Annotated in this window: 20 protein-coding genes; 2 read left to right on the top strand and 18 right to left on the bottom strand. The window is 40.4% G+C overall.

Features of this window, described 5'->3' with window-relative positions; genetic code table 11:
• The 3 genes from LEP1GSC050_RS01910 to LEP1GSC050_RS01900 all read right to left on the bottom strand — a co-directional run bounded on the left by LEP1GSC050_RS01910 (nt 1) and on the right by LEP1GSC050_RS01900 (nt 3,712).
• Nucleotides 1–1,275: a CapA family protein gene (locus LEP1GSC050_RS01910; RefSeq protein WP_010569381.1), complete on the bottom strand. Its 1,275-nt coding sequence runs from the start codon at nt 1,273–1,275 to the stop codon at nt 1–3.
• Between the two features lie 91 nt (nt 1,276–1,366).
• Nucleotides 1,367–2,296 (bottom strand): NAD-dependent epimerase/dehydratase family protein, encoded by a 930-nt coding sequence (locus LEP1GSC050_RS01905; RefSeq protein ID WP_232225635.1) that lies wholly within the window; start codon nt 2,294–2,296, stop codon nt 1,367–1,369.
• Between the two features lie 6 nt (nt 2,297–2,302).
• On the bottom strand, nt 2,303–3,712 hold the full coding sequence (locus LEP1GSC050_RS01900) for an SLC13 family permease (RefSeq protein WP_010569379.1): 1,410 nt from the start codon (nt 3,710–3,712) through the stop codon (nt 2,303–2,305).
• 178 nt (nt 3,713–3,890) lie between these two features.
• Between LEP1GSC050_RS01900 and LEP1GSC050_RS01895 the strand changes: the two genes are divergently transcribed.
• Together LEP1GSC050_RS01895 and LEP1GSC050_RS01890 are read left to right on the top strand one after the other, a co-directional pair.
• A complete protein-coding gene (locus tag LEP1GSC050_RS01895; protein WP_010569378.1) occupies nt 3,891–4,661 on the top strand; it encodes a glycosyltransferase family 2 protein in 771 nt (256 codons plus the stop codon).
• A gap of 8 nt (nt 4,662–4,669) precedes the next feature.
• A complete protein-coding gene (locus LEP1GSC050_RS01890; protein WP_010569377.1) occupies nt 4,670–6,220 on the top strand; it encodes a glycosyltransferase in 1,551 nt (516 codons plus the stop codon).
• Between the two features lie 10 nt (nt 6,221–6,230).
• Here the strand turns inward: LEP1GSC050_RS01890 and glf are convergent, their stop codons facing one another.
• The 15 genes from glf to LEP1GSC050_RS01815 form a co-directional block, all read right to left on the bottom strand.
• Nucleotides 6,231–7,376, bottom strand: coding sequence for a UDP-galactopyranose mutase (gene glf, locus LEP1GSC050_RS01885; RefSeq protein ID WP_010569376.1), 1,146 nt, complete (start codon nt 7,374–7,376; stop codon nt 6,231–6,233).
• On the bottom strand, nt 7,360–9,144 hold the full coding sequence (locus tag LEP1GSC050_RS01880) for a glycosyltransferase (RefSeq protein WP_010569375.1): 1,785 nt from the start codon (nt 9,142–9,144) through the stop codon (nt 7,360–7,362). The genes glf and LEP1GSC050_RS01880 overlap by 17 nt, the downstream gene beginning before the upstream one ends.
• Before the next feature lie 156 nt (nt 9,145–9,300).
• Nucleotides 9,301–10,140 (bottom strand): alpha-1,2-fucosyltransferase, encoded by an 840-nt coding sequence (locus tag LEP1GSC050_RS01875; RefSeq protein WP_232225634.1) that lies wholly within the window; start codon nt 10,138–10,140, stop codon nt 9,301–9,303.
• A 316-nt stretch (nt 10,141–10,456) separates the two neighbouring features.
• Nucleotides 10,457–11,587 (bottom strand): glycosyltransferase family 4 protein, encoded by a 1,131-nt coding sequence (locus LEP1GSC050_RS01870; RefSeq protein WP_010569372.1) that lies wholly within the window; start codon nt 11,585–11,587, stop codon nt 10,457–10,459.
• Nucleotides 11,588–11,707: 120 nt separating this feature from the next.
• Entirely contained in the window at nt 11,708–12,586 is an 879-nt protein-coding gene (rfbA, locus tag LEP1GSC050_RS01865; protein WP_010569371.1) for a glucose-1-phosphate thymidylyltransferase RfbA, read from the bottom strand.
• Nucleotides 12,583–13,644 carry a dTDP-glucose 4,6-dehydratase gene (gene rfbB, locus LEP1GSC050_RS01860; protein ID WP_010569370.1) on the bottom strand — a complete coding sequence of 354 codons (1,062 nt, stop codon included), beginning with the start codon at nt 13,642–13,644 and terminating at the stop codon, nt 12,583–12,585. The genes rfbA and rfbB overlap by 4 nt, the downstream gene beginning before the upstream one ends.
• Before the next feature lies 1 nt (nt 13,645).
• Nucleotides 13,646–14,947: a glycosyltransferase family 4 protein gene (locus tag LEP1GSC050_RS01855; protein WP_010569369.1), complete on the bottom strand. Its 1,302-nt coding sequence runs from the start codon at nt 14,945–14,947 to the stop codon at nt 13,646–13,648.
• Entirely contained in the window at nt 14,931–15,152 is a 222-nt protein-coding gene (locus tag LEP1GSC050_RS01850) for a hypothetical protein (RefSeq protein WP_010569368.1), read from the bottom strand. Before LEP1GSC050_RS01850 ends, LEP1GSC050_RS01855 begins: the two co-directional genes overlap by 17 nt.
• Entirely contained in the window at nt 15,149–16,105 is a 957-nt protein-coding gene (locus tag LEP1GSC050_RS01845) for a glycosyltransferase family 2 protein (protein WP_010569367.1), read from the bottom strand. Before LEP1GSC050_RS01845 ends, LEP1GSC050_RS01850 begins: the two co-directional genes overlap by 4 nt.
• A gap of 317 nt (nt 16,106–16,422) precedes the next feature.
• Nucleotides 16,423–18,054, bottom strand: a complete 1,632-nt coding sequence (locus LEP1GSC050_RS01840; protein ID WP_040910917.1) for a hypothetical protein — start codon at nt 18,052–18,054, stop codon at nt 16,423–16,425.
• Nucleotides 18,055–18,067: 13 nt separating this feature from the next.
• Nucleotides 18,068–19,003, bottom strand: a complete 936-nt coding sequence (locus LEP1GSC050_RS01835) for a GDP-L-fucose synthase family protein (RefSeq protein WP_010569365.1) — start codon at nt 19,001–19,003, stop codon at nt 18,068–18,070.
• A 58-nt stretch (nt 19,004–19,061) separates the two neighbouring features.
• Entirely contained in the window at nt 19,062–20,174 is a 1,113-nt protein-coding gene (locus LEP1GSC050_RS01830) for a DegT/DnrJ/EryC1/StrS family aminotransferase (RefSeq protein ID WP_020986941.1), read from the bottom strand.
• A gap of 2 nt (nt 20,175–20,176) precedes the next feature.
• On the bottom strand, nt 20,177–20,602 hold the full coding sequence (locus LEP1GSC050_RS01825) for a sugar 3,4-ketoisomerase (protein ID WP_010569363.1): 426 nt from the start codon (nt 20,600–20,602) through the stop codon (nt 20,177–20,179).
• 113 nt (nt 20,603–20,715) lie between these two features.
• On the bottom strand, nt 20,716–21,522 hold the full coding sequence (locus tag LEP1GSC050_RS01820; protein WP_010569362.1) for a methyltransferase, TIGR04325 family: 807 nt from the start codon (nt 21,520–21,522) through the stop codon (nt 20,716–20,718).
• 11 nt (nt 21,523–21,533) lie between these two features.
• Nucleotides 21,534–22,445, bottom strand: coding sequence for a glycosyltransferase (locus tag LEP1GSC050_RS01815; protein WP_010569361.1), 912 nt, complete (start codon nt 22,443–22,445; stop codon nt 21,534–21,536).
• Nucleotides 22,446–22,829 lie beyond the last annotated feature (384 nt).

The raw sequence follows: 22,829 nt of genomic DNA, 5'->3' as shown, positions 1-22,829 counted from the left end.
TTATTTCAAGTCCTCTAAATCAATCCAGCCTCGATCTCCTTCGATTCGAATCTTAGTTCCTAAATCCTCCGATAGAACGGCGATTTCCCTTAGAAATGCCTTAGCTTCGTCCCCTTCCAGCGGTCTCACTTGATGAATTGTCGTTTGGAATTTTCCAAAGATCGGCACAAGTTCGGCTCGAAGCAATTTTCCCTTTTTTACATGAAGTATCGCGATCAGGTTGTGGTTTAGATAGGTATTACGGCTTCCGAAAATAAGATTCCCCAGCGAATAGAATACGAGCCCTCGACCGATTTTCTCAATTCCTTGGGGAATATGAGGATGATGACCCACGATCACTTGAACTCCGTTTTCAAGTAAAAGTCTTGCCTGATCTCGCTGTTCTTTAGTAGGAAGAGGAGAGTATTCCACCCCCCAATGAAGCGACACGATTCTAAACCCCGAATCGAGGATGGTCGTTCTACGTAAAGGGGCAACCGCCCTTACTTTTTTGAACTTTCGACCTTTCTTTCTGAATTTTTCCGGAACGATTGGCGGATCTTTTTTTAAGCTCGGTAAGATGACCGACGGCTCGAAGTACAATACTCCGGGTTTATCACTCGCATAATTCTCGCGAGTTTCGGCTACGTTCGTAGCGGAATAAACGAGAAGCTTAGTTCCTTTTTTTTCGAGAGACCAAGGACCTAAAGCTTCATCCAAATTTTTACCGGCACCGATAAACGAAATCCCTCTGTTTTTTAGGAATTTTCTAGTCTCGGCGATCCCTTCCAACCCGTGATCCATGGCATGATTGTTTCCTAAAAAAACAAGATCCACTCCCAAATAAGACAAGGAGTCCAAATCTTTATCCTTCGCTTGGAACACATAAGACTTACCTAAATCCCAGGATTTTTCCGATACGACCGGGGTTTCTAGATTCAACATTCGTAAATCAACTTCTTCGAATATACTTTTCAATCCTTGGACTGGCGCTAACTCTCCCTTAGCTCGAATCGTATCGCGAATTCCCCAATTGAACATGACGTCCCCGCCGACGAGAACTTTTAAAACTTCAGGATCATCCTCCTGCCCGATTAGTTTTTCAAACCCGCTGCGAAGCTGGTCGGCAAACCCGGAAGTTTCCGACGCCGAAGTTACTGGAGGGGGTGAAGCGGGAGTTTTGGAAGAGCTAGCGCATCCTAAGATGAACGCGCAACCGAGCATGACCGATGGGAGAAAGACTAAATGAGATCGTGCTGAATTAAAGTATTTGCTGAGTTTGAAGCGGAATCCCATCGCCCGACCATTATGAAAGATGAACGGAATTTGGAAATAAGTTTTGAGGGAGGGAAAGTGGAGATTTAAAGGAAATGAGAATATGAAGAATTCAATTCGAAGCGTCTATCTTCGAATCGGAACAAAGGGCTCGTATTTCTTCTTGAATCGGTACTTTAGGATTCCAGCCCAGTTCAAGCAAAGGAGACGAATCGATCTCTAGGGATCCGCACAAGCGATCGATTATTCCGCCTAGTCCCGGTAATAGTCGCAAAAGACGGAGAATACCCTGAGGAAAGTAGAAGAGCGAATCTCGTACTCCGAGAGCCTCCGAAAAATACCGAAAGAGTTCAGGTGTGGAAAGCGAAGAATCGCTGACTAGAAAAATTTTATTGTCCGTACTTGCGTGAATCAAACTAAACAATATTGCATCGCAGAAATTTCGAACACCAACTAGGCTTCTTTTATTCTTAATCCCGGCGAACGGCAGCGGGATTCCTTTTCTTACGAGCCAAGTGAGTCGATTCAGATTTCCTTTTGCTCCGGATCCGACGATCAATGGCGGACGAAGAATCGTGTACTGTAGGAACTCATGTGAGCAAATGGAGCGTAACGTATCTTCCGCTTCCAACTTGCTTTTACCGTAGTCGTCTTCCGGTTTCGGTTCATCTTCGACTGTCAGCGGCTCGTCGGTCGGAGATCGTTCCCCCAAAGCCTTTACCGAACTGATATAAATGAATTTCCGAATCTTATACCGGATCGCAAACTCCGCTAAAAGTTTTGTAGTCTCGACGTTCGCCTTAAAGAAAGCAAGCTTCGGATCGTCGTCCTTATCATGAACGATATGAGCACGCCCTCCTAAATGCACGATTGCGTCGATCTGTCCCGATTGCTTCGACAATAGCCCGTCCAATTCTCCGGTATCGCCGGCTGCTAGGCGGTTCGAGGACACAACGATTGTTTGAATGCCCTGCGACTTTAAAAGCGGGATAAGGCGACTTCCGACGAAACCGCTAGATCCGGTAAGTAAAACTTTCATCATTATTCGTTAACCGAAGATAAAAAATCCGAGAAGAACTAGAGCTAATCCTAGCAATCCGATTCGAATCCCGATTTTCGCCATATCTTTTATCTCGAATCCGCCGACGGCATATGCGACTGCATTCGGAGGAGTGGAAACAGGTAAAGACATTGCGAGAGAGGCTCCCAAGGCCGTTCCCAATACTAGCTGGATCACATACGCCTCGTCGCCAGGCAAAAGTAGAGCCGCTACAGGTAGGGCTAATGGAACGAGCAAATTTGCGGTTGCCGTATTGGATAAAAATGTCGAAAGCAACAATCCGACCGAGAAGAAAAGTGCTAGAACCCAAAGACTTTCCCCGGGTCCGGCCTTTGAGCCGATCAAAGACCCGAACCATTCTCCCGCACCACTCTTTTCGATCCCGGTACCTAACGCGATCCCTCCCGCCACTAGAATCAATACGTCCCACTCTAGAGAACGAATATCATTCGAACCTAAAATACCGAAAGAAGTAAATAGGATCAGAGGCAGCATGGCCACGACTCCTGCAGGAATTCCGTGAAACGATTCGGACAGCCAAAGGCATACGGTAAAAAGGAAACTAGCTAACACAAAATGCAATTTATGTCTTGATGCCTTATCGTTCTCTTCGGCGAAGCTCAAAGAAAGCTTCAATCCGGTGCTGGGTGGAAACGCTTTCAAAATCCAAATCCATGCAAAAAACAATAATATCAGTAGCAAAGGAATTGCGACTAGCATCCAGGAGCCGAAAGAAATGGAATCTCCAAAACCATGATTTTTTAAATTAGCAAAAGCTATTATATTAGGCGGAGAACCGATCGGCGTTCCGATTCCTCCCAAATTCGCCGCGAATGGAATTCCTATTAAAATCCCTTTCCGAAACTTTTCATCCGTCGGCAAAATCTGCAATAAAGGAAACACTAACGCGATCATTAAGGAAGCGGTTGCGGTATTACTCATCCAAAGAGAGATACCTGCAGTAACTAGCATTAAACCCATTAAAACAAAACGGGGAGAATTACCGAAAAAAGGAAGAATTCTATTCGCCAGCCATCTATCAACCCCGACCTTTACGCATCCCTTGGCTAATGCAAAACTTCCCAAAAAGAGAATCACGGCAGAGTCGGCAATCGCAGTAAGAAATACGCTCGGCGCAAGGGCCTTAACGTTTATCGGTTTAAGCAAATTCAAAAATTCCCATTTCCCCGGATTAGAGAAGAGCAGAATTTCTAAAAAAATGACAAGCAGGGAAGTCGCATGTCCGGGAATCACTTCGAAAATCCAAAAACACGCGGCGAGCAACAATATGGAAAACATGGCTCCGACCGAATACGGAAGCCAGCCGAAATAGGAACAGAGAGGAGGGACGGCGGAGAGAAGGATCGAAACTAAGAGCTTTATGAACGTATGGGTCATATGATTTTAATCGAGGAAACGGAATAGGAACGTTCGGGAATTCCAACAACAAGTTCGTATTCTGTCAATCTTTAGTGCGGGAACTCCATCTTAATCTTTCATCGAATTAGTCGGCATAAAAAATTGTAGTCCGACGAACTCTGCGGAAAAAAATGACTTCAATTCAGAAGCTATCCTAATGACACAACTCGTATCCATCATCATGCCCGTTTACAACGCGGAGAAATTTATAGCAGCCAGCATAGAGAGTGTATTAAATCAGAAATACGGAGCCTGGGAATTGCTTTTGGTCGATGATCAGTCCAAAGATTCCAGTCGCGAGATTATGCAAACCTATTCGAAGAAGGATTCCAGAATCAAATCCATTTTCAAGGAAAGAAATTCAGGATCTGCGGATAGTCGTAATCAAGGAATTCTGGCAGCCAGAGGTCGTTATATAGCTTTCTTGGATGCCGATGATCTTTGGGACCCCGAATTCCTGAGCGAACAAATCAAATTGATGCAGGATGAGAAAGTGGCCTTTTCTTTTTCATCTTATCGGATCGTAGACGAATCCGATCGGGAGATTTTGAAGCCGTATATGGCGACCGGCGGGCCGATCACCTATCGGCAGAATCTGCTATATAATCGCGTAGGTCTTTTAACGGCGATCTACGACACTGAAACTCTAGGGAAAATGTATTTCGACGTAAGTTTAAAAAGTCTTCGAGACGATTATGCACTTTGGCTGGACATTCTTAAAAAGATCCCGTACAGCGTCGGAAACCCTAAAATACTCGCCAGCTACCGCGTAAGAAAGGGAGCCCTGACATCCAATAAGAAAAACGTAATTCTCCCCCACTTCCGAATGCTGAAAAATCGGGAAAAGCTCGGTTGGATTCCAGCCGCGTTTTATACTGGCGTATGGGGCATAGTAGCCTTGAAAAAATACTACTTTAATCGAATCTAATTTTACTCATGCAATTGTACGAAATCCGATTCGGCCCCGAAGATAAAACGGAAGAATCCGAACTTTATCTAAAAAGTAGAGGTCTCACATCGATTGTACTTGATCGTTTATTACTGAGTCCAGGAGCCAACGTAAGCTTCTGCACTTATTTCAATTCATTTTCGGTACGAAAATGGAAGAAATACACGACCGTCTCCGATCTAGAAATATGCTTTGAAGGAAAGGGAAAATTTTCCGCTCGAATTGTCGGAGCGAAATTAACGAAGGCGGGACTAAAATATGACGTTCTTTTAGAACAAGAATGCCAGGGAAATTTTAGCGGAAAGATTAATTTAAACCACATTGACTGCGATATATTGTTCCCTGAAATCATCTCAACGGAAACGGGTTGTGAAATATATGGCGCAGGCTATCATTCCGGCTCTACTAAAAGTAATGCACGACTCGCGATCGTATTCTGTACTTTCAAACGCGAAGACTTTATAAAAAAGAACCTAGAAAACCTGAAGACGGGAATATTCAATCACAAGTCCTCCATCCTAAAAGGTAACATTCAAACTTACGTCGTCGACAACGGACGGACACTAAACGATGAGAATGTCCCGGATTTTATACGCGTAATTCCGAATCCGAATTTGGGCGGCGCCGGAGGATTCACGCGAGGGATCATCGAGGTCCTTTCTGATTTTTCCTTCAGTCATATTCTTCTCTTAGACGACGATATTAAATTCTCCATCACGTCTTTGGAAATCGTTTATTCATTTATATTAATGCTCAAAGAAGATTACGCCGAGCATTTTGTGGGAGGTGGGCTAATCGATATAGAAATACCGTATCTTCAATATGAAAGAAACGCGGCGTGGAATGGCGTATCGACACGAATCAACGGAAGCAATCTCGATCTTAGAGTCACCGAAAATCTGATTCGAAACGAGATCGAAAATGGAGAGGAAGGATTATATGCGGGCTGGTGGTTTTGCTGCCTACCGGTAAAATCGGTTAAAAGATTAGGACTACCCCTTCCGTTCTTTCTAAAGGGAGACGACGTCGAGTATTCTCTGCGGAACGGGTCGAAAGTTCTTACCTTAAACGGTATCGCAGCTTGGCACGAAGCTTTTCCCAAGAAGGTGCGAAAATGGAATTACTATTATCAAATCAGAAATTATCTTTTCTTAAGCGTTCTTAGATTCGAAGAATACGGTCGAAGCGATTTCTTAAAATTTTCGCTTTATCGATTGATAAAGAACGCATTTTCAATGAACCGTCTTACATTAGAATACACCTTAAAAGCTTTATCCGACTTTCAAACAGGCGAACTACCAAAATCGGAAAATGCCGAGCTGCTCCAGAAGTCTGTCCTTGCACTGCAACCGACGCAGAATTCCTTGATCACGCTGGTTCTTAAGAGCCTGTTTTTAACGTTTCAAATTTGGAAAATTTTTCCGGCAATTTCCGCCAAAATCAGAAAGGACGCGGAGCGTTATTATAAATTTCCTTTTTGGTCCGAATATTTGAATTTGGATAATAAAAAGGATTCCGTAATCGACTTAAACCATTAAGCGAATTCTGTTATTTCGCTTTCCCGATAAATTCTTTCGCGACCGCCCTTGCCTCTTTAATCACGTGATGCATATCCATATATCTATATGTGGCTAATCTACCTAAAAAAGTGACCTTGGTTTGCTGCGCCGCTTCCGCTTCATATTTAGCGAATTTTTCCATATCTTCGTTTAATCTCTTAGGATAATAAGGAATATCATTAGGCGAAGTCTCCTTACTGAATTCTTTGAACCAGACGGTCCGTTCATGAACTTCCCATGGAGCGAAATGTTTATGCTCGTGAATTCGCGTCCAAGGAACCTCGACATCGCAATAATTTAATACCGCATTACCTTGGTAATCGCCTTCACCTTCATTGCGCTCGAAAGTCACCGTTCTATAGCCTAGTCGGCCGTGACGAAAGGAGAAAAACTCGTCAATCGGCCCCGTATAAAAAACATGATCAAAGCCGGCCAAATCTCGTTCCGGTAAAAACTTTCTTTCCAACTCCACACGTATATTCGAATGATTCAACATCTTGCGAACGATTTCAGTATAGCCTTCTTCCGGAATGCCTTGATACGGATCCGCATAGTAGTTATCGTCGTAATTAAATCGAACGGGCAACCGTTTCAGAATCGACGCGGGGAGTTCCTTAGGATCGCAGCCCCATTGTTTCCGCGTATAGCCGTAAAAGAAGGCTTTATATATTTTCTCTCCTAGAAATTTCAAAGCCTGTTCCTCGAAATTCGCAGGTTCATCGATATCGGACGCGGCTTGAGTCTTGAGGAATTTCTTCGCGTCTTCGGGTCCTAACTGAGTTCCGAAAAGTTGATTGATCGTATGAAGATTTACCGGTAACGAATATACCGTGCCTTGATGAACACCTTTAACCCTATTGATGAAGGGTCTGAATCGAACAAAGGAGTTCACATATTCCCAAGTATCCAGGTCATCCGTATGGAAAATATGAGGGCCATACTCGTGGAGCATAACTCCAGTCGATGGATCTCGATAAGTATTACAGTTCCCTGCAATATGGGAGCGCTGGTCTAACACGGTTATCTGAGGCCTAGGAGCTAGACTTTCGGATAGTTCATGAGCGACTACTGCACCGGAAAAACCGGCGCCTACGATTAGGATCTTACGAGAGTTTACGTCACCTGTCTGGTGCAAGCTTTTGTCTCCAAAAAGATTCAGAACTTAGTCCGCTAAATTCTCTACTCCAAAGCAAAGATAAACGGCGATGGTGAATAATAATTTCAAATATTATCCGCAAAGCGGATAGTGCAAGGCGAAAAGTTTTTCCAGCGCTCCTGGTTCTTACGTAGACTTCCGGGCGTCGTTCGTCAAAATCAAAAAGCAAGGAGCTTCCGGAGGAGTTAAATACGGCGCTAGCGACTCCTCGCGACCGATTCATGCGAGAGGAAAAAAAAGGGAAAGAAATTAAATTGATGCTAATTAAAGAAAACGGTAATAATACCGAATTAAATATAATTTGCATTGCTCTGTTTCGTTTTAGTAACGGCCCTCCCTTCATAATAGTTTCGGGAGAATATTTTCTAATGATCTCAAGATGTTTAGCTTCCATGTCCAACCCGTTCAATAAGGCCGGACCCGCTAAAATATCTTGTACCCCGTCAATAGCCGCTTTCAGCGTCTCATATTGGAATGTGAATAGATAAGTAAAAAAACGAACAGTATAAACTTTGATTAATGCCCAGGGTCCCCCTTTATTCAAAGCAAAGTGCAAAATTCCGTAATTTCTATAATTATAATATTCTACCCACGGATTAACTTTTGCATAAAATGGCTCGTGCCAAACAGCAATGCCCGGATAAGACAGGACCTTCCATCCGGATAGTGAGCGAGTCAGCCCGAACGCTATGTCATCGCCTCTAATAAAGAAAGGCGGATATAATTCAGCCGACTCAACCCTCTTCGCGCCAAATCCTGTAAAAAAAAAGCCCGAGTAATTCTTCACATTCCCGATATCGGCTATCGCGTAAGATTCCAAATTTTTCGGTCGACTCAAATCGATCCCTGCATAATAGGATGTGATCCGAGAATCATTAATGTGGAATTTCGCGCCCGCCTCTACAACTTCCTTCGGTCTTTTTAAATCGAGCATCGCTCCTGATAGCAGCAATTTCTCCGGTTTTTCCGATGAATCAAGAATTGAAATCAATCTAAAAAAAGATTCTGGATGGATAACTGCATCGTCGTCGCAAAATACGAAGTAATCATAATTTCCAATATCCTTCGCTTCAAGAAAGGCTCGGGCAAAACCGCCTGAACCGCCGTAATTAGGATTAAGAAATAGATGGTTCTCCAAACCTGCCGGCATTTGAGAAGGCAGAATAGTTCCGGCATTATCCGAAATAAAAACTGCAATTCTATCCGCAACGCCAGAATCTGCCAGCCAGGCTTTCAGATTATTGAATAGAAATTCTTCTCGTTTGTAAGTACAAATACAAACCGCTAATTTCCCGGATCTAAGTGCAGGTGATGCTTTTTTTAACTTTCCATCGGAAAATTTTAAATTACCTCCGGCCATCAGTATCGGATAGATAATCTCCGGTGATTCGGAATTAATTTCTAATTCGACTTTTATTAAAACCTGACCGTCCGAATTGTTTATATCTTTCGAAAAGAAAGTGAGCCTGTGGTCATTTCGAAACCGAAATTCGATGCGAAGATTACCTTTGCCCTCTATTAAACATTCAAAATAGTATTTCCCGCTACCGTAAATTTGAATCAGATGCCTTGGAAAAATCGCGTTAAAATAAGAAGCGAAGGAAAGAGATTCCCTTGCCGAAAGACTTATTGTCGAATTAGCATTTTTCGAAGCTGAAGAAACACTACTTATATCGGAAGAAGTCTCAAAAAAAAGAAATTCAGATCCTTTTAAAATAGGAGCGACAAACCTCTGAACCTCATGCATTATAAAGGGGTCCGATTATATTATTTATAGGCAACATAAAATTCTTATATTAGAAAATGTCTATATTAACGGTTAAATATTACCGTATTAAATTTGAAGTCCGACCTGTTGACGGGAAAACTACTGGCTCACAAGAATATGCGCGAAAAATTAGGATTAAAGAATAAATTTCTCGCCGGAAATTAAAGGAACTTCGACCCCATTCCAAGTCTCGATTATCCTGAACGATTCCAAGCGGACTTTCTCCGCTAATGAAAATATATGGAAAATTGGCACTCTTCCGGAATAGGAAGCCCAACCTGAAAAAGTACTAGGCGGTCCGATAATCAAGTCGCACTGCGACATGAAATATAAATCCTCCGCCATGCTCCCGTTTGAAATTTGAGTCTTTGCGGAAGGAATCGAATACCCTTCACCTTTTTCATCGGAAAAAATAATAAATAGAATTTTCTGAAATCCGGCTTCCTTCAAAGCCTCGCTTACTTCGGTCATTTTCTGTTTAATATCGCCTATTTCAAAAAAAAATTTTCCATTCAACCATTCTCGGTAATCCTTTCTTCTATGATGTACCGCGATAATTTTGTCAAATTGACCTCGAAGGATCTTAATTCTATTAACAACCGTACCAACCACTTCGTCCTTCAGGGCGAGAAACGCTAATATCTCTTCCCTCATCATAGGACTATTATCGAACTCCCCGATACGATAGCGCCAACCGGACATCAGTAAAATCTTAGATTTAAGCGTCTTTTTTAAAAAAATTTCCGAATCAAGATAAAACGTCTTGCCATGAAAATTCTGCACATTTGGTCCCGAGTCCGCCGCATCGGAATATTCGAAAAAATGCAAGTTCTCGGCAATCGTAAGTGGAAACAAACAAATCTTCAATTGCAATGCGGAAATTACTTTCAGATAAAAAGGATACCGCTTCCAATTTTTCGATCGAAGAAGAGGCGAATCCTTTAAATTAGCAGGGTAACTCGGGACAAAATCCACGTTAAATTCCCGAAAGAAATGAGCATATTCTCGGAAGGAGGGACAAATGAAAACGCAATCGTACTTTTTGCAGAATTGAATAAAATGCAAAAAAAGGATTAATCGATTACCGAGTTGCCCGTAAGTTCCCGCATAAATTACTATGCGCTTTTTCAATCGATTACTCAGCAAAAGCAATCGAATATATAAAAGAAGAATTGCGGGCGCGTGAAGCAGAACCCGCAAGAACAAAAGAATTTTCCCTCGGCTTATAATTCTACCTAATCGCAAATCATTTCTTCCAAATAGTCCGCTAAATAGACGATCTCATCCGACTTCAGTAAGTTTTACTGAGCGCGACTTTTCTATAAACGTTTGCAGTTCCGGCAATCGTTTTCTCCAAAGAAAAATCCAAGACTCTTGCATTACCCAATCGTAAAATTCTGCTTCGCTTTGAGCCATCTTTCCATGCCTCCTCCAGAGATTCGAGAAAGGAAGCGCCCGACTCAGGGTCAAAATAAAAAGCGGCATCTCCCCCTACTTCAGGCAAGCTACTACGGTTTGCCAAGAGAGGAACGCAACCGTTTGCCATCGATTCAAGAACCGGTAATCCAAATCCCTCATATAACGAAGGAAAAATAAAAAGATGTGCATTTTGATATAAGTACCGAAGCTGCGCGTCATCCACATCCATTTGAATGATTCTCGCTTCCATATTCGCTTTCCGAATTTTCTCTATCTCGATCCGATTAAATCTTCCGCCGCCGGCACAAAATAGAAAGCTGCCCGGATTCTCTTTAAAGAAAGTTGGAAGGTAATCCAAAAGGAATTGAAAATTTTTATATGTCCCCCGCCCTCCGACAAATAAAATAAATTTTCCCTCGGGCAAGAATACTGGTTCCCGTTTTAAGAATTTTTCTTTCTGATCGATCGACAAGAGTATCGTTTCGATTTTCTCTTCCGGGATTTTATATATCTTTAGCAGGTCCCTTTTAGTACATTCGGAAATAGCGATAATACGAGCGGCCTTTTCGATTAATGTCGGTTTATAATAGGTAGTTCGGTCGTCCTTAAAATCATCCGGATATTTTTCGTGAATTAAATCATAAACCGTTAAAACGAAAGGTTTATCCCTTAAAAAAGGCAAAAAGTAAGGAAAGTAGTAGGTGGGATGAAATACGTCGAATTCGACAGACATTAGACTCGCGAGCGAAAACGGAAGATTCGCATAACGAAGCAAACGTCGCTTACCTGGGATTCGAAAGTCATGAGGAAAAAAATTATTATAGAATTTAGGATTCCATGTTTCGCGGATGTATTCATTGGAGCTGAATTCGAGGCTTAATTTAGCCTCTATTCCAAAAGATAAATCCCTTCGAAACCCTTGTATCAAATTGCTAAAATATCTAGAAATACCTCCATGCTTCTGAAGGGAAAAAATCTGATGATCAAAAAGGACTTTCAGCATTTTTTAATGTGTACCCTAAATTTAAAGAATTCCGGCATTCATAGTAAATTATTGCATTCAATTACGCAAACGAAACACCCATATTCAAACTGCTAAGAAATACGTAAAAAAAGTATCTCTTTAAAAGATATTCTCGGTAATTATCCGTTGCAAGTATTGACCGTATGAATTCCCTTTTAAGCTTCCGATTATTTTTTCCACTTCCGAATAAGTGATGAAGCCCTTTCGATATGCAATCTCTTCCAAGCAGGCTACTTTAAGTCCCTGTCGTTTTTCAATCGTGCCAATAAATACAGAGGCATCAAGCAAAGATTCCGGAGTTCCTGTGTCTAACCAGGCAAATCCTCTTCCCATAACTTCGACTGTTAAATTGTTATTCTCTAAATAAACTTTATTAATATCAGTAATTTCCAGTTCTCCACGAAACGAAGGTTTTAAAGATTTCGCTATCTCTACGACCTTGTTATCGTAAAAATAAAGTCCAGTTACCGCAAAATTTGATTTAGGAACCGACGGCTTTTCTTCTAATGAAATGGCTCGTCTATCGTTATTAAATTCAACCACTCCGTATCTTTCCGGATCATGAACCGGGTAGGCAAAAATCGTACAAATATCCTTTTTTGAATCAGCCCTCTCTAACATTTCCGACAGCGCATTTCCAAAATGAATATTATCGCCTAAAATCAAAACCGATGGACTTGCTCCGATAAATTTTTCGCCAATGATGAAAGCCTCGGCAATACCGTTCGGATTCGGTTGTACGGCGTAATCGATTTTTATACCCAGCTGTCTGCCGTCTCCTAGAAGGGTCTTAAATAAGTGAATCGATTCCGGATTAGTTATCAGTAATATTTCCCGAATTCCCGCAAGCATCAAAGTCGCCAACGGATAATAAATCATCGGCTTATCATAGATCGGTAAAAGTTGCTTAGAAACGACTCGAGTAACCGGATATAAACGAGTTCCGGAACCGCCGGCTAATATTACTCCTTTTCTCATGTTAAAAGATCTTTCCTTCGCAAAAATTCCATCCTGTCGCTGTTTTTTCCGGTAATTATATCCTTCCACCAAGCTTCATTCGTTATATACCACTTGACCGTTTCTTCGAGCGCAATATCGAATGTGAACTTCGGTTTCCAACCCAACTCCATTTCAATTTTATTCGGATCGATTGAATAGCGATAGTCGTGCCCAGGTCGATCCTGTACGAAATGAATCAGCGATTTATAGGATACTTGTTGAGGAACGAGTCGATCCATTATTTGACAGATCGAAGTAACGATATCGAGATTTCTACACTCGTTCCGACTGCCTATATTATAACTTTCTCCACTTCTACCCTTTTCTAATACTAGGCGAAGAGCATCGCAATGATCTTCAACATATAACCAATCGCGAATATTATTGCCGTTTCCATACACTGGAATTTGCTTCCATTGCAAACAATTTATAATTATAACCGGTATCAGTTTTTCCGGAAATTGGAAGGGTCCAAAATTATTCGAACAGTTGGTCGTTACAACATCCATGTGATATGTATGGAAATAAGACCTTACCAAATGATCGGAAGCCGCCTTGGATGCTGAATAAGGCGAATTGGGTTTATAACTGGAATTTTCAGTAAATGACGGATCCGATTCGGATAAGGAGCCAAAGACTTCGTCTGTCGAAACGTGAATGAAACGGATCTTCTTTTGGCTCGCTATAATTTTTCTTTTAACTGATTCAAGAAGATTGAATGTTCCGACGATGTTTGTATGTATAAAATCACCGGGGGACGCGATGGAACGATCAACATGGCTTTCCGCCGCTAGATGAATAATTGCATCGAAATCGCTTTCAGCACAAAAAGATTCGACTTCAACTATATTAGAAATATCGATTTTTTGAAAGGAAAATCTCTTATTGGAAAACCAATCCGACAAATTATTCAAATTACCTGAGTATGACAATTTATCCAATACTACGACTTCGCAATTGGTCGCATTCTTCAAAATATTACCCACCAAATTGGATCCGATGAAACCTGCACCACCGGTTACTATAATTCTTTCCATTTTAATTCAAAAATATCTTAGCTGTCTCGGGCACTTTATTATTCGAGTATGCTTGCACCGTTTGGCGCTCACAACCTCTCCAATCGAATTTTTTTGCCTGAGCGATTGCCTTCCTGCTCAAGTCTTCTCTCAAAGTTCTGTCAGTTAAAACTCTCAATAGATTTCGGATTAGACCTTCTTCATCCGTAGGTTCCAATAATATACCGGCATTTCCGATAACTTCAGGAATTGAGGAGGAGTTTGAAACTATTACCGGAATTCCGCACTTCATCGCTTCTAATGGAGGCAATCCAAAACCTTCATAAAAGGACATGTAAACGAAGCATACAGCTCCACTATATAATTGAGCCAAATCGGAATCCGCCGCATATCCGGTTACTACAATTTTCTCTTTGATCTCGGTTGAAAGCTCGATTTCATTAAAAATAGCGTCGTAATTCCAACCTTTCGTTCCGACTAGAACTAAATCTGTATCCGGAACATCCCGCGAGATAACCAATTTCGAAAACGCCCGTATAATGACTTCTAAATTCTTACGAGGTTCGATAGTGCAGAGAGTTAATATATATTTTTTCGATTTTATTTCGTATTTCGTCTTTATCTTATCTATTGAATCCTGATCGGACACTTTATAGAAAGACTCTGAAGCGGCCAAATATGTTACGAAAACTTGAGACGGATCTATATCAGGTCTGTATTTACAAAAATCGGACTTTGTACATTCGGAAATGGCTATAACACTGGTTTCACGATCTATCGACCCGACTATCTTATGAATTAGATGAAACTTAGAATTTACGAAATATTTCGGATATAATATCGGAATTATATCGTAAATAGTAATCACTTTAGAAATATTTGATAATCTTATATACTCCGGGATTGGCAAAAAAGGGGAGTGAAAAATGAAATGGGAATTTAAGTATTGTTTTGGAATAGCTCTCCGCATTTTTTTTAACGCGAAAACCTTGTCGATAAATGCAAATAAAAAAAATAACGGAAAAAGAGTAGAACGAGTTCTCCACCATTCTTCCCTGAAATACTTACTGTATACGATTTTATAAAAAAGGGGAATTTCCCTTTTTTTGCCGGGATAAATGAAATGTGAGTCGCCATATCCTTTTTCCCTTAAATAAGAAATACAATTCTCGAAATTTCCGTCAATCGAGCAAAGGAAAAGCTCGACTCTCGGATCCTGAAATAATTGGGCTAATAAATTCTCGATTACTCGAAAAACGCCTGTTCTTGCTTTATTATCTTTCTGCGCCCAACCCAATACCGAAATATCAAATATTACTTTCATATCTCTCGAATTCTGCTTGGGAAACCGGAATCATAGAGGAAGACATAGCGATTCTCAATTCGACTGGATTTGAATATAAAATGCTCTTCCCGCTCCAAGTATTATGGCATACAATCCTAAGTACGAAAGAGTTCTCGATTTCCAAAACAGATACCATCTCATAACCGTAAGGTATCTTTTGCGTATGCTTAAAGTATTCCTTCACCGGGATCTCCCAAGAATTAAAGCGAAAATCCTATTTAAAGAGATGCGACCGTAGTTAAACCTCAAATCCAACGATAGAAAAATGAGAACGAATATCGAACGATAAATGAATTTGTTTTTCATGATGAATTTTATATTACTTTCGTTAATCCGTATTCCCACGTAGTGATAGAGCCAATGCTCCGAAACACCTCCAAAGAGATTATTTTGCATCATCAATATCTCAGAATGGACTTTCAGCCTAAAACTTGTTTTCGTTTCACCGTGAATTCTGGTGCAAGCAAGTATTCTCGAAATAAAATTCAACGGATATTTCTCTGAAACCCTAATCCAATATTCGTAATCCATGCAATACGCTAGCTTTTCGTTTATTTCTCCGACTTGATCAAAAACATCCTTCCTAATAAAAACGGAAGGTTGCGAAATATAACAATAATCGAATAGTCTTTCTCGGCTGAACGGCTCCGAAGGATAAGGTTCGATAACCAAATCGTCCGCTGTTATATGAAGACTTCCTCCGTATAAGAAATAAATATTAGAATCACGAAAGGCCGATGTTGCTGCTGCCAATGCGCCGGAAACATAGATATCATCCGAATTTAGCCAAGACAGAATTTTACCCTTCGACAGTAACCACCCTTTATTAATTGCATTGGCTTGGCCTTTATCTTTTTCACTAAACCATCTATAGCTTATACCTAAGCATCCAACGGATAATTCGTTATCTTGCCTCGGAAGATAATAGTCCAAACCGTCCATGCTTGCGACTATCCGCCCCGAAAGAACGGTTGATTCAATTTTCTTTATAATCTCGATGGATGAATCGTTAGAACCGCCATCCATAATAATATAATCGAGATAAAATTTGCCTTCTTGGGATAAAACGGAACGGATAGTTCTCTCGATGTACTTGGCTTGATTAAATGACGGGGTAACGACAGTAGTAATAGTCATTGAAACATTTTTCAAAATCTGAATAAGCTCAGATTTCTAACCGATCGTAATAATAAAAAGTTCAAATTGTTGAATTTTTTGAAGATTCAATCTCGATTGAACTCAATTTCATGATGTGAATGGATTGTTTTTCGCTAAATAATTTCTGAACGATAATAGAAATGCATTCATTTGCGATGCTAAAAATACGATTGAAGTGAACATTGCAATTCAGCAGATCATAAAGTTAATAATATGCTGGAGAAAGGCAACGATTAACCGACGGCTTACTACGATCCGGATCGTTATTTAATTTATTAGCTGAATGACTTAGCCGTTCAATTAATAAATCGACGTATACGAGCAAGGATATTCTTTAGAAATCTGCTCGGACTAGCGAAAGCATACTGCAACCAGTAGAACGGACTTCTCCGAATTATTTGAAAAATACGAGTTCCTAATTCATCCGATGTATGAAGTTTCCATTCGCCGAATAGACTTATCTTTACCGCGTCGACCGGGATCGGGATATTCAAAAAAGCTGGATTTAGACGGATAAATTCAACCCATCCCCCGCTTCGATGCAGACCATTGTGATGGATTGATTTAGTATCCACCGTAACCTCGGAGTTTAAGTTATCTATTAATTCAAATTTAATACTTTCCAAGCGTATGGAAAGGTATCCGAAATTAATCGGAGTCCAAGAAACATGAGTATAACGCGACGAAAATCTCCGTAAATCAAAATCAATTTCAAAGAAATTATTTTCTAAATCGAACGGCCCTACGCTTATTCCCCTGTCCCAATAAGTGGTATTTTCTTTTGCCGGGAAAAAGGTCGATTGACTTCGTTTTTGAAATCCAACCTGTTTGCCGTCAATTAAGGAATTTAATTCCGACAGTACATTATCCGAATATGTTAACCTAAAATTATTTCTGACCAGAAAGCGCACTGCGTCGATATCATCCAACGACGCGATCTTACCCGATAATATCGATAAAGCATAAAGAACGTCATTTCGATCCGATAATCTTCCCAATAAAGCTGCCGATTGTTTTGGAAAATATGTGCTTAAGCTATTTGGAAACCGTACCGCGTCGGTCTCTACACCGGCATAAAGATCCCTATATTCAAATAACTGAATTAGATAATTTTCATAAAAGTATTTATAAGCGTTATCGAATATTTCGTATCCGCCGGAATGTCCCCACCAAGCGTCGTTTAATATTTTGAAGTCGTGAAAATGATAAAATACAACGGGAAATTCTGCCTTTGATTTTAGATCTATTCCAAAAACCGAATCGTCCTTGAGGTAAAAACCGTATTGTTGAACGTTCCAGGAAGCAATTCCACCTCCCAAATGATTCAATACATGAACTCCTTCAAATCTATCACGCCAATCGTCCAGATATTTCTGATCGCCGAATTTTCCATCCTCGATCGTAGCGTAGCACCATTCTATGCACTTTTGCCGCCACCATTGGAGCGCTTTAATGCCTCTTATATCGTTTTTGAAGGATATAAACTGTACGCAATAAATTCCGCTTAATAGAGATTGATCGTATTTCGGAGTATATCTGTGCTCTGTCAAAAGTATCGAGCTATCGCCCATCTCATCAAGGAGAACTTTCGGATCCGAAAGAAACATCAAATCTGCGTCAATATAAGTACATTGATCCAGCTTAAATTCGCGGATACAATAGGCGATAGAAGATGGAGTGCAGGTCCAGCAATACTCCTGTATTGTTCGACTCTTCTTGGCTTCCAGCAATTCCTCGTCTTCGAATTCCTCTAAAGATATAGGTGTAACATTTGGAAGATTAAGTTTTTTTAAAGCTTCAAAAGTTTCGAAGTCGAAAGCTATCACATAAACGTGATAGGGAGTCGAACAAAATTTCTCCAGGGATTTAAGAAGTACTATTCCTCTCGAAAAGTATTTAGAATTAAAGAGCGTGCAAAAATTTAACATGAATCGAGAATTTTCACATCCTAACATTGCCGGAAAGGAAATCCTCGTACGTAGCTAAAATACCGTCGGCCAGCTTAGTTTTAGGAGTCCAACCCATAGACATTAATCTAGAGGAATCTAATAATTTACGCGGTGTTCCGTCAGGTTTAGTCGAATCTAGGACAATCTTTCCTTCGTAACCGACAGCCGATTTGACTATATTAGCCAAATCCGCGATCGAAACTTCCTGGCCGCTACCTATATTTATTGTTTTATCGTCTAAGTAATTATCCATTAAAAATACGCACGCATCGGCCAAATCATCTACGTGCAAAAATTCCCTTAAAGGGGTGCCGGTCCCCCACATAATGACTTCAGGTAAATTCGCTTCTTTAGCTTCGTGAAATCTTCTAATCAATGCAGGGATCACATGAGAATTCATTGCATTATAATTATCCCCCTTACCGTATAAGTTCGTCGGCATTGCCGAGATAAAATGCGTATGGTATTGTTTATTATAAAACTCGCACATCTTGACTCCGGCTATCTTAGCAATCGCATATGCTTCGTTTGTCGGCTCCAGAGCGCCGGTTAATAACGAATCCTCTTTAATTGGTTGCTCCGCAAATTTAGGATAGATACATGACGAACCCAGAAAGAATAATTTCTTTACACGATATACGTAAGAACTATGAAAAATATTGTTTTGAATCTGAAGATTGTTATAAATAAAATCGGCGGGATATGTATTATTTGCATAAATTCCTCCGACCTTCGCCGCAACCAGAAAAACATAATCTGGCCTTTCAGATTTGAAGAACGTTTCGACGTCTGCTTGACGAATTAAGTTCAATTCTTCAGAAGAATGACCTAATACATTTTGGTATCCCCTGGCAGCCAATGCCCTTGCGATGGCCGAGCCAACCATTCCGTAAATTCCGGCGATATAAATTTTAGCCGCTTTTTCCATATCAAAACACCGTTCTATTACTTTCTTTTTCTTAAAATAAGACTCGCGTCAATTTGAATTAGCGATAGCTATTCGAAGCCTCGACGACCGACTGGACCTCTTTCTCGGACGTGGCGAAAGAAATGGGCAAACTGACCTCGTTAAGATGTATTCGCTCGGTTATCGGGTATCCGGATATTTCGGGTTCCCATAAACCAAGCGCGGCAGCTTGTTTCATCGCAACTTGATTATGCGGGGCAATAGGATAGTGGACCTCGGTCTTGATTCCCAAGTTTAATAAATATTTACGGAAATTCTCCCTATCTTTGCAAAAAACTGGATAGATATGATAAACGTTCTCTTCCTCGGAACAATGCGTCGGTAAATCTATATTAATGTTCTTTAATTCACGATTGTAAATCGAAGCGAGCTCTCTCTTTTTGGAATTTATACTATCAAGATTCGTAAGCTTGATCCGCAAAAAAGCCGCCTGTATTTCATCCAGTCTGGAATTATAGCCTATAGTATCATTATGGTATTTGAGTTTAGATCCGTAGTTCCGGAGCTCTCTTATTTTTTCGGCTAAATCCTCGTTATCGGTTACGATCGCTCCAGCATCACCGAGAGCTCCTAAATTTTTGGTTGGATAGAAACTGAACGAATTTAAGATACCGAATGTTCCGCATTTTTTTCCCTGAAAACTAGCTCCATGCGATTGGGCACAATCTTCCAGAACAAGCAAACCGAAATCTGCCGCAAGTTTCATAATTGCGCTCATGTTACAAATACGACCGTACATGTGCACGACTTGAATCGCTTTAGTATTGGAAGTAATTTTTGCTGCTATTCGATTCACATCGATATTTAAGGTCCCCTGATCAGGTTCAACTAAGACGGGTCTATGTCCGGTTCTAATTATTGCGATGATCGTCGCTATATATGTGTTCGCTGGAACGATAATTTCGGAGCCTTTCGGAAGATTTAAAGCTTCCAAGGATAAAACCAATGCATCCAAGCCGTTTGCCGTACCTATGCAAAAGCGGTTACCGTTCCAAGCTGCGAACTCTTTTTCAAAATTTCCCACCGTTTCTCCGAGAATATACCAGCCCCCCCGTATTATCTTGCTGGCTTCTTCTTCTAATTGTTTAAAGAAAGGCTCATTAACCGCTTTTAAATTTTCGTACTCTATCAAATTCAAGATTCCAAAAGGCTAATAAACTCGTCGTAGTTTCTAATATAATCCGTTTCTGAATAATAGTCTGAAGCCACTACTAATATCACACAATCGGCGGAAAAATCACGCATAGTATGCCAAAGCATAGGCCCTAATCTTACACCTATGTTCTCTCGATTCATAATAATATCCTGCCGCTTTCGTCCGTCATCCAGCTCTAAAGTGAAACTTCCGTTAACACAGAAGATTACTTGCTCTAGACTTCTATGCGCATGCTTTCCCCGAATATTTGTCGAATTTTCGATTTTAGTTATGTAATAAACCCTTTTGATTAAAAACGGGATCTCGCGTTCTCCCTCTAAAACCACCAAGTTTCCGGAAGGTCCACCGCCCATATTCTTTAAAAAAATATAACCGGAATTACTAACAATTATTGATTCCTGCATAAAAGCAATTGTTCCTAATCTTGCATAACCTTTACATTATTCTATCAGCCAAAGAAAAGACCGCATTTTTCTTCAATATCTTTATGGATCAAAAGTGTCGGTTAAAAAACTGATCATCGTTTCACGAATATAAATGCCTTATATTTTGTATTCTCACCCTTGATCCCCAGGGGATCTATTGCTAAGAATTCTTCTTTAAGGGAGTATTTGGAATCCATAAATTCCAAAAACTTCTTTTCGTTAAAAAACCAGATCGGATATCTCGCGTCGTAAATTTCCGGAGGTACGCGTTCGATTAATATACGATCCGGATTTTCATCGAGAAAGAAAGGTGTACGATCTATAATGATATACGGTATCCCGTGCGATAATAAACTTTCAAGTATTTCATAAGGGTTGCAGAGATAAGGAAGCGAACTGGAAAGGATGAGCACATTCGGCTTTTCCGTCGAAACGCATTCCGAAGCGGTATGATAGAATTTTAAATTCTCATCTTGAAAATTTTTTATCCCCTCTTCTACAAAATGCGTTTGCTCAACGATAGACCATCTAAAGAAGCTTAACTTGTCCATGAATGTGCGATTTTGAAAGTAGGAACTACCCAACGAACCTCCGAAATCCAAAACGCTTAATCTACCAGATGAAGAAGCAGCCGCGTAAAGGAGACCGGTCAGAAGAGGAAAAGAATACTCGATTCTATCAAATAAGACCGAATCTCGCTCATAGATCGCTTCTCCGGATTTAACCTTAAGAAGCGATTTTTTTACCTGATTTAAAATGTTTGGCGAATCGTATCCCTCACATTCATTAAGCGCATCCTTCCATGATTGAAAATTCCCGTAAAACCATTCATGCTCGTTCGTCTCTTCCAGAAAATAGCGGGAAAGACGTCTCAAAACTTTACCGAAAAAACGCTTCAAACTTGCGAATCCTATTTTAAAATAAACGAAACAATGCGTCGAACGAATCGCTTTACCGCAGCAATACTTGTTTGTTTGCCTCTAAAAAAACGAGAAATCTTCTTTTTAGCCGCTATAGATTCTTTGACAGGGAGATTGGAAACGAATTTCATTCTATCTACGGAAAGTTCAGGTGAGAGCAAAGGATCCAGGCCCGAATGAGTCCCTGATAAATCCAAGCCAATATTCTGAACCAAAGATCGTCCAGGATAAAGACAAAGCAGGCCTTTTAAGAAACAATCTGCATACCAACGAATAGCCCAAGAATCGTTTTTACCGTTTATCTGATCTCTTAACATTTGAGTGTATGGGAAAGAGCCTAAGAAATCAAAATCGTATTCTAACTTTTTAACCTGCAACTGCCCGAGGAGATCGGAACCGTCTTGGTTGAAATTTTTCCAGACTCGCTTCCAGCTCGCCCAGCCCCAACAATCCGCGCCTTTTAAAAAAAAGAAATCGGGAAGTCCTGAGACAGGATATATATACCCGTGTATGCATCCAATCCTTTCATCATTTTCGAAAGTAGTCAGATAAAAATTCATATATTCTAAAAATTGAGGATGTATTACTATATCGTCTTCTAAGACGATAATGGAATCGTAATTCGATAGAACCTCGGCCACTCCGGTTAAGATCGACTTCGCTAACCCCAAATTGCGTTCCCGAAAAATTGTTTTAACCGACTTAAATCCGGAAATCTTGCTGGCGAAACTCCTTACTTCTAAAACGGATTCGAGATCCTCCTCCCCCTTAGGACCATCGCAAAATAATAGCAAATCCGAATCCTTAGCCTCGGAATTTTGTAATAGTGCATCAATCGTTCTTTGAGTATGACCGACTCGACGATAAGCGAAAAGTGCAATAGGCGCTTTATTGATATTCAAAGTACGGCCCTTAAACTAAGAAGCAATGATAGCGAAATAAATTTAAAAAACTCGATCGATCTTACTTCGCTCTGTAAAAGAGCGTGCGTCCGGTATAAGCGATTAGATTGTATCGCTTTTCCAACAGAAAATTATGAATAGGACTTTTACTTGGATTGTCAGGATCAAAATCGAGCACTTCAATGAGGAGAAATTCGGGTCGATAAACTTCCCAATCATTCGATTGTAAAACCTCTTCCTCATGATTTTAAATACTCGTTTTTAGCATTCTAATTTTCTCAGAAAGACATTTCGACTTTAAGATAACTTAGCAATCGGCAATTTAGTGATGATCGAAGACAGTCGATCATAAAAACATTGGCTAAATTACGATTATTCAAAACG

Source organism: Leptospira broomii serovar Hurstbridge str. 5399 (assembly GCF_000243715.2).
GTDB classification, from domain to species: Bacteria; Spirochaetota; Leptospiria; order Leptospirales; family Leptospiraceae; genus Leptospira_B; species Leptospira_B broomii.
This window is presented reverse-complemented; position numbering and strand designations above follow the sequence as displayed.